This window comes from Salmonella sp. SAL04214 (assembly GCF_046550615.1).
Taxonomy (GTDB): Bacteria; Pseudomonadota; Gammaproteobacteria; order Enterobacterales; family Enterobacteriaceae; genus Salmonella; species Salmonella enterica.
In genome coordinates this window covers 46,547-63,662 of the sequence record NZ_JBGDXT010000017.1, presented here as the reverse complement: position 1 = coordinate 63,662, position 17,116 = coordinate 46,547, and the positions used below count along the sequence as shown (strand labels likewise).

Annotated in this window: 16 protein-coding genes; 15 read left to right on the top strand and 1 reads right to left on the bottom strand. The window is 52.7% G+C overall.

Annotated features, from left to right (window positions below; translation table 11 throughout):
- The first annotated feature begins 47 nt into the window (after positions 1–47).
- The 13 genes from rsmG (at position 48) to glmS (ending at position 12,808) form a co-directional block, all read left to right on the top strand.
- Complete coding sequence (gene rsmG, locus ACLJQD_RS21965) at positions 48–671, top strand: 16S rRNA (guanine(527)-N(7))-methyltransferase RsmG (protein ID WP_001528235.1); 624 nt, start codon at positions 48–50, stop codon at positions 669–671.
- Between the two features lie 615 nt (positions 672–1,286).
- Positions 1,287–1,667, top strand: a complete 381-nt coding sequence (gene atpI / locus ACLJQD_RS21960; RefSeq protein WP_000116685.1) for a F0F1 ATP synthase subunit I — start codon at positions 1,287–1,289, stop codon at positions 1,665–1,667.
- Positions 1,668–1,675: 8 nt separating this feature from the next.
- Complete coding sequence (gene atpB, locus ACLJQD_RS21955) at positions 1,676–2,491, top strand: F0F1 ATP synthase subunit A (RefSeq protein WP_000135632.1); 816 nt, start codon at positions 1,676–1,678, stop codon at positions 2,489–2,491.
- Positions 2,492–2,537: 46 nt separating this feature from the next.
- Positions 2,538–2,777, top strand: a complete 240-nt coding sequence (atpE, locus tag ACLJQD_RS21950; RefSeq protein ID WP_000429386.1) for a F0F1 ATP synthase subunit C — start codon at positions 2,538–2,540, stop codon at positions 2,775–2,777.
- A 59-nt stretch (positions 2,778–2,836) separates the two neighbouring features.
- Positions 2,837–3,307: a F0F1 ATP synthase subunit B gene (gene atpF / locus ACLJQD_RS21945; RefSeq protein ID WP_001052212.1), complete on the top strand. Its 471-nt coding sequence runs from the start codon at positions 2,837–2,839 to the stop codon at positions 3,305–3,307.
- A gap of 14 nt (positions 3,308–3,321) precedes the next feature.
- On the top strand, positions 3,322–3,855 hold the full coding sequence (atpH, locus tag ACLJQD_RS21940) for a F0F1 ATP synthase subunit delta (protein ID WP_001288957.1): 534 nt from the start codon (positions 3,322–3,324) through the stop codon (positions 3,853–3,855).
- A gap of 12 nt (positions 3,856–3,867) precedes the next feature.
- The gene (atpA, locus tag ACLJQD_RS21935; protein ID WP_001176751.1) at positions 3,868–5,409 is read left to right on the top strand and encodes a F0F1 ATP synthase subunit alpha; all 1,542 of its coding nucleotides are present in this window, start codon (positions 3,868–3,870) and stop codon (positions 5,407–5,409) included.
- Between the two features lie 50 nt (positions 5,410–5,459).
- Positions 5,460–6,323: a F0F1 ATP synthase subunit gamma gene (gene atpG, locus ACLJQD_RS21930; protein WP_000896506.1), complete on the top strand. Its 864-nt coding sequence runs from the start codon at positions 5,460–5,462 to the stop codon at positions 6,321–6,323.
- A 26-nt stretch (positions 6,324–6,349) separates the two neighbouring features.
- Positions 6,350–7,732, top strand: a complete 1,383-nt coding sequence (gene atpD / locus ACLJQD_RS21925) for a F0F1 ATP synthase subunit beta (RefSeq protein ID WP_000190499.1) — start codon at positions 6,350–6,352, stop codon at positions 7,730–7,732.
- 20 nt (positions 7,733–7,752) lie between these two features.
- Positions 7,753–8,172 carry a F0F1 ATP synthase subunit epsilon gene (locus ACLJQD_RS21920; protein ID WP_001251971.1) on the top strand — a complete coding sequence of 140 codons (420 nt, stop codon included), beginning with the start codon at positions 7,753–7,755 and terminating at the stop codon, positions 8,170–8,172.
- Between the two features lie 229 nt (positions 8,173–8,401).
- Positions 8,402–9,100 carry a Bax inhibitor-1 family protein gene (locus ACLJQD_RS21915; protein WP_000009908.1) on the top strand — a complete coding sequence of 233 codons (699 nt, stop codon included), beginning with the start codon at positions 8,402–8,404 and terminating at the stop codon, positions 9,098–9,100.
- Between the two features lie 319 nt (positions 9,101–9,419).
- On the top strand, positions 9,420–10,790 hold the full coding sequence (gene glmU / locus ACLJQD_RS21910; protein ID WP_001525665.1) for a bifunctional UDP-N-acetylglucosamine diphosphorylase/glucosamine-1-phosphate N-acetyltransferase GlmU: 1,371 nt from the start codon (positions 9,420–9,422) through the stop codon (positions 10,788–10,790).
- Between the two features lie 188 nt (positions 10,791–10,978).
- On the top strand, positions 10,979–12,808 hold the full coding sequence (gene glmS, locus ACLJQD_RS21905) for a glutamine--fructose-6-phosphate transaminase (isomerizing) (RefSeq protein WP_000334059.1): 1,830 nt from the start codon (positions 10,979–10,981) through the stop codon (positions 12,806–12,808).
- 149 nt (positions 12,809–12,957) lie between these two features.
- On the opposite strand, the gene ACLJQD_RS21900 is transcribed toward glmS, so the two are convergent.
- Complete coding sequence (locus ACLJQD_RS21900; protein WP_017442061.1) at positions 12,958–14,715, bottom strand: SgrR family transcriptional regulator; 1,758 nt, start codon at positions 14,713–14,715, stop codon at positions 12,958–12,960.
- Between the two features lie 94 nt (positions 14,716–14,809).
- Here ACLJQD_RS21900 and ACLJQD_RS21895 point away from each other — a divergent pair, with 94 nt between their 5' ends.
- Together ACLJQD_RS21895 and ACLJQD_RS21890 are read left to right on the top strand one after the other, a co-directional pair.
- Entirely contained in the window at positions 14,810–15,628 is an 819-nt protein-coding gene (locus tag ACLJQD_RS21895) for a shikimate 5-dehydrogenase (RefSeq protein WP_000166709.1), read from the top strand.
- A gap of 48 nt (positions 15,629–15,676) precedes the next feature.
- Positions 15,677–17,050 carry a fructose-specific PTS transporter subunit EIIC gene (locus ACLJQD_RS21890; RefSeq protein ID WP_000162550.1) on the top strand — a complete coding sequence of 458 codons (1,374 nt, stop codon included), beginning with the start codon at positions 15,677–15,679 and terminating at the stop codon, positions 17,048–17,050.
- The last annotated feature ends 66 nt before the right edge of the window (positions 17,051–17,116 follow it).

Sequence of the window (17,116 nt, the reverse complement as noted above, 5' to 3'; positions counted from 1 at the left end):
GATAAGCGAAAGCGCATCGGGCATTTGATTATTAACAGGTAATGACCGTGCTCAACAAACTCTCTCGTCTGCTGGCTGATGCCGGTATTTCTCTTACCGATCACCAGAAAACGCTGCTGGTCGCCTACGTTGATATGCTGCACAAATGGAACAAAGCATACAACCTGACGTCAGTGCGGGATCCCAACGAAATGTTGGTACGCCATATTCTCGACAGCATAGTCGTTGCGCCGTATCTTCAGGGACAGCGTTTTATCGACGTAGGAACAGGACCGGGGCTGCCGGGCATCCCGCTGGCTATTGTTCTCCCTGACGCGCATTTCACCTTACTCGACAGCCTGGGCAAGCGGGTACGTTTTCTGCGTCAGGTCCAGCACGAACTGAAACTGGAAAACATCACGCCGGTTCAAAGCCGCGTTGAAGCCTATCCCTCCGAACCGCCGTTTGATGGCGTTATCAGCCGCGCTTTCGCATCGTTGAATGATATGGTGAGCTGGTGTCACCATCTGCCGGGAGAGAAAGGGCGTTTTTATGCCTTAAAAGGGCAATTGCCAGGGGATGAAATTGCCTCACTACCTGACGATTTTAGCGTCGAATCTGTTGAAAAATTACGCGTTCCGCAACTGGAAGGCGAGCGGCATCTGGTGATTATTAAGTCAAACAAAGTTTAATTTTTATCAAAAAAAATAGAAAAAAAACGACGCGGCTTGTGTTAAAAATCGACAGGTATAACGCATTTCAGCGTTGTTACATTTAACTCTGGATTTACGGTTTCGTTTCAACATGACAACGTCGCTTCTTTTGTTAAAACAGAGAGTAATCAACTTTGTAAATATCAGTCTGCTAAAAATCGAATCGAAAAATCACTTTTGCTTGTTAAATTTTTATTATAAATGTCAATGGGGCGTTTTTAAGGTGTAAGCTGGTATTTTTAAAACAGTACCTGGTTTTACGCTTAAATATCAAAAAGATGAAAAGGCATGAATTGACACGTAAATGAATTGCGTAAGCATGAATATGTTTAATGTGTGATCTGGTGCACGCTTTATCGCCAGTGTTTTCGCGCTATTTGCAGTTTTGTACGATCGTTCACACTTTGGCTAAAAGTTAAAAATGCGGGCCAGAGAAAAATATTTAAACATTTATTCACCTTTTGGCTACTTATTGTTTGAAATCACGGGGGCGCACCGTATAATTTGACCGCTTTTTGATGCTTGACTCTAAGTCTTAAAGAACGTTTTATACGACACGCGGCATACCTCGAAGTGAGCAGGAGTAAAAACGTGATGTCTGTGTCGCTCGTGAGTCGAAACGTTGCTCGTAAGCTTCTGTTCATTCAGTTTCTGGCGGTAATAGCAAGTGGATTGCTGTTTTGCCTCAAAGACCCCTTCTGGGGCATCTCCGCAGTATGTGGGGGATTGGCAGTGGCACTGCCTAATATGTTGTTTATGATATTTGCCTGGCGTCACCAGGCGCATACACCTGCTAAGGGCCGCGTGTCCTGGACTTTCGCCTTCGGTGAAGCCTTCAAGGTGTTAGCGATGCTGGTTTTACTGGTGGTGGCGTTGGCGGTTTTAAAGGCGGTGTTTTTGCCGCTGATCGTTACGTGGGTTTTGGTGCTGGTGGTTCAGATACTGGCGCCGGCTGTAATTAACAACAAAGGGTAAAAGGCATCATGGCTTCAGAAAATATGACGCCGCAGGAATACATAGGACACCATCTGAATAACCTTCAGCTGGACCTGCGTACTTTCTCGCTGGTGGATCCGCAGAACCCCCCAGCCACCTTCTGGACGCTCAATATTGACTCCATGTTCTTCTCGGTGGTGCTGGGTCTGTTGTTTCTGGTGATGTTCCGTAGCGTTGCTAAAAAAGCGACCAGCGGCGTGCCAGGCAAGTTTCAGACCGCGATTGAGCTGATAGTCGGCTTTGTGCATGGCAGCGTCAAAGACATGTACCATGGCAAAAGCAAGCTGATTGCGCCGCTGGCCCTGACGATTTTCGTCTGGGTATTCCTTATGAACCTGATGGACTTACTGCCTATCGACCTGCTGCCGTATATCGCTGAGCATTGGCTGGGTCTGCCGGCAACGCGCGTGGTGCCGTCTGCTGACGTCAACATCACCCTGTCGATGGCGCTGGGCGTATTCATCCTTATTCTGTTCTACAGCATCAAAATGAAAGGCATCGGCGGCTTCGCAAAAGAGTTGACGCTGCAGCCGTTCAATCACTGGGCGTTCATTCCTGTCAACTTAATCCTTGAAGGGGTAAGTCTGCTGTCCAAACCGGTTTCTCTCGGTCTGCGACTGTTCGGCAACATGTATGCCGGTGAGCTGATTTTCATTCTGATTGCTGGTCTGTTGCCGTGGTGGTCACAGTGGATTCTGAATGTGCCGTGGGCCATTTTCCACATCCTGATTATTACGCTGCAAGCCTTCATTTTCATGGTTCTGACGATTGTCTATCTGTCGATGGCGTCCGAAGAGCATTAATTTACCAACACTACTACGTTTTAACTGAAACAAACTGGAGACTGTCATGGAAAACCTGAATATGGATCTGCTGTACATGGCTGCCGCTGTGATGATGGGTCTGGCGGCAATCGGTGCTGCGATCGGTATCGGCATCCTCGGGGGTAAATTCCTGGAAGGCGCGGCGCGTCAACCTGATCTGATTCCTCTGCTGCGTACTCAGTTCTTTATCGTTATGGGTCTGGTGGATGCTATCCCGATGATCGCTGTAGGTCTGGGTCTGTACGTGATGTTCGCTGTCGCGTAGTAAGCGTTGCTTGAATTAAGAGCAATATCAGAAGGTTAACTAGATAGAGGCATTGTGCTGTGAATCTTAACGCAACAATCCTCGGCCAGGCCATCGCGTTTATTCTCTTTGTCTGGTTTTGCATGAAGTACGTATGGCCGCCGTTAATGGCAGCCATCGAGAAACGTCAGAAAGAAATTGCTGACGGTCTCGCTTCTGCTGAACGAGCACATAAGGATCTTGACCTTGCAAAGGCCAGCGCGACCGACCAGCTGAAAAAAGCGAAAGCGGAAGCTCAGGTAATCATCGAGCAGGCAAACAAACGCCGCGCTCAGATCCTGGACGAAGCCAAAACTGAAGCAGAGCAGGAACGTACTAAAATCGTGGCGCAGGCGCAGGCGGAAATTGAAGCCGAGCGTAAACGCGCCCGTGAAGAGCTGCGTAAGCAAGTTGCTATCCTGGCTGTTGCTGGCGCCGAGAAGATCATCGAACGTTCCGTGGATGAAGCTGCTAACAGCGACATCGTGGATAAACTTGTCGCTGAACTGTAAGGAGGGAGGGGCTGATGTCTGAATTTGTTACGGTAGCTCGCCCCTACGCCAAAGCAGCTTTTGACTTTGCCGTTGAACACCAAAGTGTAGAGCGCTGGCAGGATATGCTGGCGTTTGCCGCCGAGGTAACCAAGAACGAACAAATGGCAGAGCTTCTCTCTGGCGCGCTGGCGCCGGAAACGCTCGCTGAGTCGTTTATCGCAGTCTGCGGTGAGCAGTTAGACGAAAACGGTCAGAACCTGATTCGGGTGATGGCTGAAAATAATCGTCTGAACGCGCTCCCGGATGTTCTGGAGCAGTTTATTCACCTGCGTGCCGCCAGTGAAGCTACCTCCGAGGTAGAAGTTACGTCGGCAACCGCATTGAGTGAAGAGCAGCTTTCGAAAATCAGCGCCGCGATGGAAAAACGTCTGTCACGCAAAGTGAAGCTGAATTGCAAAATCGATAAGTCTGTAATGGCAGGCGTTATCATCCGGGCGGGTGATATGGTCATTGATGGCAGCGTACGCGGCCGTCTTGAGCGCCTTGCAGACGTCTTGCAGTCTTAAGGGGACTGGAGCATGCAACTGAATTCCACCGAAATCAGCGAACTGATCAAGCAGCGCATTGCTCAGTTCAATGTGGTGAGCGAAGCTCACAACGAAGGTACTATTGTTTCTGTCAGTGACGGTGTTATCCGCATTCACGGCCTGGCCGATTGTATGCAGGGTGAAATGATCTCCCTGCCGGGTAACCGTTACGCTATCGCACTGAACCTGGAGCGCGACTCCGTGGGTGCGGTAGTCATGGGTCCATACGCTGACCTTGCCGAAGGCATGAAGGTTAAATGTACGGGGCGTATCCTGGAAGTTCCGGTTGGCCGCGGCCTGCTGGGACGTGTGGTGAACACCCTGGGTGCGCCAATCGACGGTAAAGGTCCGGTTGATAATGACGGCTTCTCTGCCGTTGAAGCGATTGCGCCGGGCGTTATCGATCGTCAGTCTGTCGATCAGCCGGTGCAGACCGGCTATAAAGCCGTTGACTCCATGATCCCAATCGGTCGTGGTCAGCGTGAACTGATCATCGGTGACCGTCAGACCGGTAAAACCGCGCTGGCTATCGACGCCATCATCAACCAGCGCGACTCCGGCATCAAATGTATCTATGTCGCTATCGGCCAGAAAGCGTCCACCATCTCTAACGTGGTGCGTAAACTGGAAGAACACGGCGCGCTGGCTAACACCATTGTTGTGGTGGCTACCGCGTCCGAATCCGCTGCGCTGCAGTATCTGGCGCCGTATGCCGGTTGTGCAATGGGCGAATACTTCCGCGACCGCGGCGAAGATGCGCTGATCATTTACGATGACCTGTCTAAACAGGCTGTTGCTTATCGTCAGATCTCCCTGCTGCTCCGTCGTCCGCCAGGACGTGAAGCATTCCCGGGCGACGTATTCTACCTCCACTCTCGTCTGCTGGAGCGTGCTGCGCGTGTTAACGCCGACTACGTCGAAGCCTTCACCAAAGGTGAAGTTAAAGGAAAAACCGGCTCTCTGACCGCGCTGCCGATTATCGAAACGCAGGCAGGTGACGTTTCCGCGTTCGTTCCGACCAACGTAATTTCCATTACCGATGGTCAGATCTTCCTGGAATCTAACCTGTTTAACGCCGGTATTCGTCCTGCGGTTAACCCGGGTATCTCGGTATCCCGTGTAGGTGGCGCAGCCCAGACCAAGATCATGAAAAAACTGTCCGGTGGTATTCGTACCGCGCTGGCGCAGTATCGTGAACTGGCGGCGTTCTCTCAGTTTGCATCCGACCTTGACGATGCCACCCGTAAACAGCTTGACCACGGTCAGAAAGTGACCGAACTGCTGAAACAGAAACAGTATGCGCCGATGTCCGTCGCGCAGCAGTCTCTGGTTCTGTTCGCAGCAGAACGTGGTTATCTGGCGGATGTCGAACTGGCGAAAATCGGTAGCTTCGAAGCCGCACTGCTGGCTTACGTCGACCGTGATCACGCTCCGCTGATGCAAGAGATCAACCAGTCCGGTGGCTATAACGACGAAATCGAAGGCAAGCTGAAAGGCATCCTCGATTCCTTCAAAGCAACCCAGTCCTGGTAACGTCTGGCGGCTTGCCTTAGGGCAGGCCGTAAGGCATTGAGGAGAAGCTCATGGCCGGCGCAAAAGAGATACGTAGTAAGATCGCAAGCGTCCAGAACACGCAAAAGATCACTAAAGCGATGGAGATGGTCGCCGCTTCCAAAATGCGTAAATCGCAGGATCGCATGGCGGCCAGCCGTCCTTATGCAGAGACCATGCGCAAAGTGATTGGTCACCTTGCGAACGGTAATCTGGAATATAAGCACCCCTACCTGGAAGAGCGCGACGTTAAACGCGTGGGCTACCTGGTAGTGTCGACCGACCGTGGTTTGTGCGGTGGCTTGAACATTAACCTGTTCAAAAAGCTGCTGGCGGATATGAAGGCATGGTCCGATAAAGGCGTTCAGTGCGAACTCGCAATGATCGGCTCTAAGGGCGTGTCATTCTTTAATTCCGTAGGCGGCAACGTTGTCGCTCAGGTGACAGGTATGGGGGATAACCCTTCTCTGTCCGAACTGATCGGTCCGGTTAAAGTGATGTTGCAGGCCTACGACGAAGGCCGTCTGGACAAGCTTTACATTGTCAGCAACAAATTTATTAACACCATGTCTCAGGTGCCGACGATCACTCAACTGCTGCCGCTGCCGGCGTCAGAAGATGATGATCTGAAGCGTAAAGCCTGGGATTACCTGTATGAACCAGACCCGAAAGCGCTGCTGGATACTCTCCTGCGTCGTTATGTGGAGTCTCAGGTTTATCAGGGCGTGGTAGAAAACCTGGCCAGCGAGCAGGCCGCACGAATGGTGGCGATGAAAGCCGCAACCGATAATGGCGGCAGCCTGATTAAAGAGCTGCAGTTGGTATACAACAAAGCTCGTCAGGCCAGCATTACTCAGGAACTCACCGAGATCGTCTCGGGGGCCGCCGCGGTTTAACCAGGTTATTTCGTAGAGGATTTAAGATGGCTACTGGAAAGATTGTCCAGGTAATCGGCGCCGTGGTCGACGTCGAGTTCCCTCAGGATGCCGTACCACGCGTGTACGATGCTCTTGAGGTGCAGAATGGTAATGAGAAGCTGGTGCTGGAAGTTCAGCAGCAGCTTGGCGGCGGTATTGTGCGTACCATCGCGATGGGGTCTTCTGACGGTCTGCGTCGCGGTCTGGATGTAAAAGATCTCGAACACCCGATCGAAGTCCCGGTAGGTAAAGCCACGCTGGGTCGTATCATGAACGTCCTGGGCGAACCGGTCGACATGAAAGGCGAGATCGGCGAAGAAGAGCGTTGGGCGATTCACCGCGCAGCGCCTTCCTACGAAGAGTTGTCAAACTCTCAGGAACTGCTGGAAACCGGTATCAAAGTTATCGACCTGATGTGTCCGTTCGCGAAGGGCGGTAAAGTCGGTCTGTTCGGTGGTGCGGGTGTAGGTAAAACCGTAAACATGATGGAGCTTATCCGTAACATCGCGATCGAGCACTCCGGTTACTCTGTGTTTGCGGGCGTAGGTGAACGTACTCGTGAGGGTAACGACTTCTACCACGAAATGACCGACTCCAACGTTATCGATAAAGTATCCCTGGTGTATGGCCAGATGAACGAGCCGCCGGGAAACCGTCTGCGCGTTGCACTGACCGGCCTGACCATGGCGGAGAAATTCCGTGACGAAGGTCGTGACGTACTGCTGTTCGTCGATAACATCTATCGTTACACCCTGGCCGGTACGGAAGTATCCGCACTGCTGGGCCGTATGCCTTCCGCGGTAGGTTATCAGCCGACTCTGGCGGAAGAGATGGGCGTTCTGCAGGAACGTATCACCTCCACCAAAACCGGTTCTATCACCTCCGTACAGGCGGTATACGTACCGGCGGATGACTTGACTGACCCGTCTCCAGCCACCACCTTTGCGCACTTAGATGCAACCGTGGTACTGAGCCGTCAGATCGCATCCCTGGGTATCTACCCGGCCGTTGACCCGCTGGACTCCACCAGCCGTCAGCTGGATCCGCTGGTTGTTGGTCAGGAACACTACGACACCGCGCGTGGCGTTCAGTCCATCCTGCAGCGTTATCAGGAACTGAAAGACATCATCGCCATCCTCGGTATGGATGAACTGTCTGAAGAAGATAAACTGGTGGTAGCACGCGCGCGTAAAATTCAGCGCTTCCTGTCCCAGCCGTTCTTCGTGGCGGAAGTATTTACCGGTTCTCCGGGCAAATACGTTTCCCTGAAAGACACCATCCGTGGCTTTAAAGGCATCATGGAAGGCGAATACGATCACCTGCCGGAGCAGGCGTTCTACATGGTCGGTTCCATCGACGAAGCCGTGGAAAAAGCCAAAAAACTTTAACGCCTTAATCGGAGGGTGATATGGCAATGACTTACCACCTGGATGTCGTCAGCGCGGAGCAACAAATGTTCTCCGGTCTGGTCGAGAAAATCCAGGTTACGGGTAGCGAAGGCGAACTGGGGATTTACCCGGGGCACGCGCCGCTGCTCACCGCCATTAAGCCTGGTATGATTCGCATCGTTAAGCAGCACGGTCATGAAGAGTTTATCTATCTGTCCGGCGGCATTCTGGAAGTGCAGCCTGGCAGCGTGACCGTTCTGGCGGATACCGCGATTCGCGGTCAGGATCTCGACGAAGCGCGAGCCCTGGAAGCGAAGCGTAAAGCCGAAGAGCACATTAAGAGCTCGCACGGTGACGTGGATTACGCTCAGGCGTCTGCGGAACTGGCCAAAGCGATCGCTAAACTGCGCGTTATCGAGTTGACCAAAAAAGCGATGTAACACCGGCTTGAAAGCATAAAACCAGTCTGATTGCGGACTGGTTTTTTTTTATCCTCTCAATTTTTATTCGATAAACTAGCAACGACAAAAACAAGCGGCTGAAGGCGACGCGTTTTCAGCGACAGCGCTGTTTTCATTAAATCTTTCTTTCTGTCATTGGCATCTGCACATTGTGCGAAGAAGGAAGGAATGGATGCGTTTTTATTGCATAAAATGAGGGATTATTACTATGTCATTTCAGCCATCCTTTGCGGGTCCACAACCCGACTCAAGGATTGATCGTACTACCTTTATTCGTCGCGCTTATCTTCATCTCGCCGTCGCCATCGTCGGTTTTATCGTATTGAGCGCGGCGTGGAGTTTTATAGGGGTCGGGGAGTATGCGCTTGATGTGCTGCTGGCTGGTGGAAGATATAGCTGGTTGGTTGTTCTCGGCGCTTTTATGCTGGTGGGAATGCTGGCAACCCGTCTGGCGGATAATGCGGGGACTAATCAAACGCAACTTATCGGGCTGGGGATTTATGTGTTGGCAGAATCCCTGATTTTTGCCCCCCTGTTAACGGTGGCGGCGTATATTAACCCGTCGAGTATTGGCGCGGCGGCAATAACGACCCTGTTGCTGGTCGGCGGCCTGACGTTTACCGCTTTTTCCATAAAAAAAGACTTTTCTTTTCTGCGCTCGTTTCTGACTATGGCTGGGTTCATTGCTTTTGGCGCGATTATTGCCAGCGTCATCTGCGGCTTCTCGCTGGGCGTCTGGTTTTCTGCGCTAATGGTACTGCTGTGCGCCGGGTTTATACTTTACGATACTTCTAACATTATTCACCATTACCCTACCGATCGCCCTGCTGGCGCGGCATTACATCTGTTTGCTTCTATCGCGACCATGTTCTGGTATATTTTGCGGATTTTTATGTCGCGTAATTAAGTAAAAAATACGCGCAACGGAAAACCAGCGGCCTCTGTCGCTGGTTTTTGCTTTTCTGACTCCCCTGCGCTTTATTACGTTATCTTCTTTATTTATGGAGTAAAAAAACAGCAAAAACATCGGACTACGTTGCCAATACGCGGGTGTTTTTACTTTTCAGGAGACAAGAGGCGCGGTAATGAACGAAAATGATTCATTAGCAGGCGGGGTTTTTATCCCGGTGAGCGTTTTATCCTTCTTCCATTTTACGATGAAAAAAATGTAGTATTTTCAACGTGAAACAGTATAAATTCGTTCTCAAATTACAGTCAGGACGCGTATGTTAAATAGTGCTATGAGCGTAGTGATCCTTGCCGCAGGTAAAGGCACGCGCATGTATTCCGATATTCCTAAAGTGCTGCACACGCTGGCGGGTAAACCCATGGTGCAGCATGTCATTGATGCAGCTACTAAATTAGGGGCCGCACAGGTTCATCTGGTCTATGGCCACGGTGGCGAGTTGTTAAAACAGACCCTGAAAGATGACAAGCTGAACTGGGTGCTTCAGGCGGAACAGTTGGGTACAGGTCACGCAATGCAGCAGGCCGCGCCCTTCTTTAGCGATGATGAAGATATTTTAATGCTTTACGGCGACGTGCCGCTGATTTCGGTTGAAACCTTACAGCGCCTGCGCGATGCCAAACCGCAGGGTGGTATTGGGTTATTAACCGTGAAGCTGGACGATCCGAGCGGCTATGGCCGTATTACGCGTGTAAACGGTAAAGTGACCGGCATCGTTGAACATAAAGACGCCACTGATGAACAGCGTCAGATTCAGGAAATTAACACCGGTATTCTGATCGCCAACGGCGCGGACCTGAAACGCTGGCTGTCTAAGCTGACTAACAATAATGCGCAGGGTGAATATTACATCACAGATATCATCGCGCTGGCTTATCAGGAAGGACGGGAAATCGCCGCGGTGCATCCGGCTCGCATCAGCGAAACGGACGGCGTGAATAACCGTCTACAGCTTTCTCGTCTGGAGCGTATTTACCAGGCCGAACAGGCGGAGAAACTGCTGTTATCCGGTGTTATGTTGCGCGATCCGGCACGTTTTGATCTCCGCGGCACCCTTCATTGTGGAATGGATGTCGAAATTGACGCTAACGTTATCATCGAAGGTTATGTAACGCTCGGTCACCGCGTGAAGATCGGCGCGGGCTGCATTATTAAAAACAGCGTTATTGGCGATGACTGCGAAATTAGCCCATACAGCGTGGTGGAAGATGCGCATCTGGAAGCGGCCTGCACCATCGGCCCGTTTGCTCGCCTGCGTCCCGGCGCGGAGCTGTTAGCGGGCGCTCACGTCGGCAATTTCGTTGAAATGAAAAAAGCGCGTCTCGGTAAAGGTTCTAAAGCCGGCCATCTGACCTACCTGGGAGATGCGGAAATTGGCGACAACGTGAATATCGGCGCGGGGACCATCACCTGTAACTATGATGGCGCGAACAAATTCAAAACGGTTATTGGCGACGATGTGTTTGTCGGCTCCGATACCCAACTGGTGGCGCCGGTTACTGTTGGTAAAGGGGCCACCATCGCCGCAGGGACTACCGTCACCCGTAACGTAGCTGACAATGAACTGGTATTAAGCCGCGTGCCGCAGGTGCATAAGCAAGGCTGGCAGCGTCCGGTGAAGAAAAAGTGATTTTGTAAGCCGGATAAGCGTCAGCGCCATCCGGCAGACCGGAGATGAGAGGATAAAATAATCCTCCGCTCCATGAGCAGTACTTATAAAAATAACCCCACTCTCTACAAGGCTCGGGGCGCCCGCAACGACGGGCATACAGGTCAGCGACAACGCATGGCGTAATGCCATAATCAGGAAATAAAACTATGTGTGGAATTGTTGGCGCTATCGCGCAGCGTGATGTAGCTGAAATCCTTCTCGAAGGTTTACGTCGTCTGGAATACCGCGGATATGACTCTGCCGGTCTGGCCGTGGTGGATGCAGAAGGTCATATGACCCGCCTGCGTCGCCTCGGTAAAGTCCAGATGCTGGCTCAGGCAGCGGAAGAACATCCTCTGCATGGCGGCACTGGTATTGCTCACACTCGCTGGGCGACGCACGGTGAACCTTCAGAAGCTAACGCGCATCCGCATGTTTCTGAACACATTGTGGTGGTGCATAACGGCATCATCGAAAACCATGAACCGCTGCGTGAAGCGTTAAAAGCGCGTGGCTATACCTTCGTTTCTGAAACCGACACCGAAGTGATTGCACACCTGGTAAACTGGGAACTGAAACAGGGCGGTACTCTGCGTGAGGCTGTTCTGCGTGCTATCCCGCAACTGCGTGGTGCGTACGGTACAGTGATCATGGATACCCGTCACCCGGATACCCTACTGGCGGCACGTTCTGGTAGCCCGCTGGTGATTGGCCTGGGTATGGGCGAAAACTTTATCGCTTCTGACCAACTGGCGCTGTTGCCAGTGACTCGTCGCTTTATCTTCCTTGAAGAGGGCGATATCGCTGAAATCACTCGCCGTTCGGTAAATATCTTCGATAACACCGGCGCGGAAGTAAAACGTCAGGATATCGAATCCAATCTGCAATATGACGCGGGCGATAAAGGTATTTACCGCCACTACATGCAGAAAGAGATCTACGAACAGCCGAACGCGATCAAAAACACCCTTACCGGGCGTATCAGCCACGGTCAGGTGGATTTAAGCGAGCTGGGACCGAACGCCGATGAACTGCTGTCGAAGGTTGAGCATATTCAGATCCTCGCCTGCGGTACGTCTTACAACTCCGGTATGGTTTCCCGTTACTGGTTTGAATCGCTGGCAGGTATTCCGTGCGACGTTGAAATCGCCTCTGAATTCCGCTATCGCAAATCTGCCGTGCGCCGTAACAGCCTGATGATCACCCTGTCACAGTCTGGCGAAACGGCAGATACCCTGGCTGGCCTGCGTCTGTCGAAAGAGCTGGGATATTTGGGCTCTCTGGCAATTTGTAACGTGCCGGGATCTTCGCTGGTGCGTGAATCCGATCTGGCGCTGATGACCAACGCGGGTACGGAAATTGGCGTAGCATCTACCAAAGCCTTCACCACCCAGTTAACCGTGCTGTTGATGCTGGTGGCGAAACTGGCGCGTCTGAAAGGTCTGGATGCGTCCATTGAGCATGATATCGTTCATGGCCTACAGGCGCTGCCGAGCCGTATTGAGCAGATGCTGTCGCAGGACAAACGTATCGAAGCCCTGGCGGAAGATTTCTCTGACAAACACCATGCGCTGTTCCTGGGGCGTGGCGATCAATATCCGATTGCGCTCGAAGGCGCGCTGAAGCTGAAAGAGATCTCTTACATTCACGCGGAAGCCTATGCTGCAGGCGAGCTGAAACACGGGCCGTTGGCGCTGATTGACGCCGATATGCCGGTGATTGTGGTGGCGCCGAACAACGAACTGCTGGAGAAACTGAAATCCAACATCGAAGAAGTTCGCGCGCGTGGCGGTCAGTTGTACGTCTTCGCCGACCAGGATGCGGGTTTCGTCAGCAGCGACAACATGCACATCATTGAGATGCCGCATGTAGAAGAAGTGATCGCGCCTATCTTCTACACCGTTCCGCTGCAACTGCTGGCGTATCACGTGGCGCTGATTAAAGGCACCGACGTTGACCAGCCGCGTAACCTGGCGAAATCGGTTACCGTAGAGTAAGTCAAATGTAGTACCAGGCAGAAGGCCGTCGATAGACGGCCTTTTTTTGTGCACCGTGACAGGCGCTGTTCTTTCTCTATGGTGGCTGAAGAGCGACTAAGAGGTGCTACGCCGGCCTGCGCTACGGGCACCCGGTCACATTCTCTTCTTTAAGGTCCTGGCTCAATCCAGGTGTATCGGAAATCAAACCACCCCAGGTTATTCAGGTGGATCCCCCTGGCCCGGTCGGGGCTTTTGAGTCGCATCCAGTGGTGAAAAAGCGGCTGTAGCCAGCCTGAACGGGTGGTTTCCCTGACCAGTTGTTCCGCGCTGATGGTTTCGGCATGCCACTGGGTTTCCCATTGGGCCAGCAGCGCATCATCCCCACCGCTGATGGCGTGGCGCAGTAAAGGGGAGCCCAGTAGCCATGTACCGACGTTCCACTCTTCGGGAATGGGGAAATTGACTGTCCCCAGCCAGAGATCCACATTGGCTTTGCCATTCGCCCAGTCATCATAATTCAGCTCAACGCCCTCAAGTAAAATGCCCTGCTGGCGCATGATCTCTTGCATGATATCCAGGAGCATTGGAAATTCAGGGTGCTGATCGTGATAGGCCAGACGCAGTTTTGCGTAGGGCGACGACGAGATAAAAGGTGAACAGGCCGGGCCCGCCTCAATAGTATGAAACCAGGAGGACAGCAGGCTGCCGCCCGGTACCCAGAAGGGGCGAATTGCCTCACTCAGATGCTGGAGTATGGCGTAAGGGCTGAGTGTTTCCCGCAGCCAGCGGCGATGTTCGGCGGTATGCCAGTGCGGGGAGCGGCTGTCGCATAATAAAAAATAGCCTCCACGCTCAAGAAACATCTCGCGCAGGTTGTCAGAAGGTTTGCCTGATACCTGGCTAAGCCGTCCGGAAACGTAATCCTCATCGCTCAGGCTAGAGCTGAGCCAGGCTGCCGTGTCGTTATCCGACAGCGATTCCGCCAGGTTGTCTGTCTCCGTTAAGTTCGGCCAGATAAAGACCTCCACTTCATCCAGCAGCCCGCGCAGACCAAAGTAGTGGTCAAAGGCCTTCATTTGCAGATGAAAGCCATTGTTTTCCACCACCTCATAAGGGCCAGTTCCCACGGGATGTGCCGGGAAATCAGCGCGTTGTGTATGGTCAGGCGGTAGGATCATGGCATCAATATGGCTGAGCAGTAGCGGCAGTCGGTTATCCGGGTGCGCCAGCGTAATTTCAAGGCTCAGCGGCCCGGTGGCCTGAATGGTCTGCAAGTGCGAGAACAACGGCAGCTTAGCGCTGCGGGTCAGTGAAGCGATAACCGCGTCGATCGTCAGCTCCTGACCATCATGCCAGAGGACGGCGGGGCGCAGATAAAAACGCCAGCGCAGTGGATCAATCTGCCGCCAGTGGTGGGCAAGATCGGCTTCGACTTCACCTTTTTCCTCATTTATGCGCGTCAGGCCGCTAAAAATCTGCCTGACCAGATGCTGTTCAGAGCGGCGCAACGGCGTGCCGGGGCACAGCGACGGCATTGTCCGGTAATAGGGGATGCACAGCCGCTGATAGTCTGCCCGCACGCTATAGCCCAGTTTTGAGCGCAGCAGTTGCGCCACCTGGTGCTTATTTTTACCCAGCAGCTGAATGGCCTGATCAACATGACCAGACTCCAGCAACTGCTCCGCCTTTTCGCTTAACAGCTGTTCTGGTTTATAGCGCAGGTGAAGCCGGGCGCGATGCCCACGCCCGGCCTGTGATTGCCAGATGAGCCACTTTGCCTCCTGCATCTGAAGCAACAGATTACGCATATGCCGCCGGGTGCAGAACAACACATCCGCCAGCTCCTGTAGCGTCACGCTAACAGGCTTGTCGCCATAGTGCTGGAGTAGCTTTAAGTATTTTTGTTCAGTGTGCCGGGTTGCCATAAAAGGTGAAATTTCCCTAACGGGAATGAGCAATTTTTAATATCCCCTTTTTAGCCGATGATTTTCTCTATCGCAACTTCTATGAGGATTCATCATGACAAAGCGCATTAATAAAGATACTCAGGTCTGCATGTCCCTGGCGGCACGCCCGAGTAACTTCGGTACACGCTTTCACAACTATCTGTACGAAGCGCTGGATCTCAATTATCTCTACAAAGCCTTTTCGCCGACCGATCTTACGCAGGCCATTAGCGGCGTGCGCGGTCTGGGGATCCGTGGGTGCGCGATCTCTATGCCATTTAAGGAAGCCTGCATTCCGCTGGTGGATGAACTGGATGCTTCCGCTCAGGCCATTCACTCAGTTAATACCATTGTGAATACCAATGGCCATCTGAAGGCGTACAACACCGATTACATTGCAATAGCTCGCTTGCTGGCGAATTACAAGGTCTCTCCCGACCTGGTGTTTGCTTTGCGTGGCAGCGGTGGTATGGCAAAGGCGGTGGCTTGCGCGCTGAAGGATGCGGGGTTTACCCGTGGTTATATTGTCGCGATTGATGAAGCGTCAGGTAAACAACTGGCCGAACTCTATGGCTATGAATGGCGCCCGGATACCGACGGTATTGAAGCCGATTTGTTAATTAACGCCACGCCTATCGGAATGGCTGGCGGTAATGATGCCGACAAACTCTCTTATTCCGAACAGGAAGTGGATAAGGCGAGCGTTATCTTTGATGTGGTGGCGCTACCGCCCGTCACGCCGCTAATCCGCTACGCCCGTGAACGCGGTAAAACCGTGATTACCGGTTCCGAAGTGTTTGCTATTCAGGCCGTGGAGCAATTTGTCCTTTATACCGGGATTCGCCCGGACGACGCGCTGTTCCAGAAAGCCGCGGCCTGGTCACGTCTGTAACATTTTTTCCCGCTTTTTCTTTAAATTAAAAGAACAGGGTACCCTACTATGACTAAAAAAATTGTTGCTGTGACGGCCTGTCCGACGGGCGTCGCCCATACCTTTATGGCGGCAGAAGCGTTGGAAATTGAAGCCCGCAAGCGTGGTGACTGGATCAAGGTTGAAACCCGCGGTTCCGTCGGGGCGAAGAACACGCTGACCGCGGAAGAGATAGCGCAGGCGGATGTGGTGATTATCGCGGCGGATATTGAACTGGATCTGTCAGGCTTTGTTGGCAAAAGACTCTATCGCACCAGTACCGGCGCGGCGCTAAAAAAGAGTGCGCAGGAAATGGATAATGCTTTCAATAGCGCCGAGGTCTATCAGGGGAGTGCCGGGCGCTCTTCTTCAGCTGGTAAAACAGAGCTACCTGGCGTTTATAAGCATTTAATGACCGGCGTATCCCATATGCTTCCCCTGGTGGTTGCGGGAGGATTGTGTATCGCGCTCTCTTTTGTCTTCGGTATCCAGGCCTTCAATGAGCCGGGCACGCTGGCGGCTGCGCTATTTCAAATTGGTGGTAAGGCGGCCTTTGCGCTGATGGTGCCGGTACTGGCTGGGTTTATTGCCTTTTCAATTGCCGATCGTCCGGGTCTGGCCCCGGGGCTTATTGGCGGGATGTTGGCCAGCCTGTGCGGCGCTGGTTTCCTGGGAGGGATTGTGGCCGGTTTTCTGGCCGGTTACAGCGTACGGTTTCTGGCGCAAAATATTAAGCTGCCGGCGTCAATGGAAGCGCTTAAGCCTGTGCTGGTTTTGCCGCTACTGTCTACGCTGGTTACCGGCCTAATCATGATTTACGTGGTGGGTGGCCCCGTTTCTGCGGTGATGGAAGGGCTGACGACGTTCCTGGGGAATATGACCTCTACGAATGCTATCTTGCTGGGAATGTTGCTGGGCGCAATGCAAGGTTTTGACCTTGGCGGGCCGGTGAATAAAGCTGCGTATACCTTCGGCGTCGGTTTACTGGCTTCTCATTCTTATATGCCAATGGCGGCCATTATGGCGGCAGGGATGGTACCGGCATTAGGAATGGGCGTCGCAACCTGGGCAGCCAGAGCGAAATTCAATGCCGCTGAGCATGAAGCGGGTAATGCATCTTTTATCCTGGGGCTGTGCTTTATCTCTGAAGGGGCGATTCCCTTCGCCGCGCGTGACCCGATGCGCGTCATCCCTTCCACGATGGTCGGTGGCGCAATCGCCGGGGGACTATCCATGTATTTCGGTTGTACGTTGATGGCGCCACACGGTGGCCTCTTTGTCCTGGCGATCCCGCATGCGGTAGAACATGTGATGCAGTACCTGCTCTCGATTGCCCTGGGCACGATTGTCTGCGGCCTGATGTACGCGCTGTTGAAACCGTCTGCGGTTGCGCAAACAGTCTAATTCATCTCCCCCTGCAGGCTGGTCTGGTGTCTCCCCGGGCCAGCTTTTTTATTTCCATTGTCATCA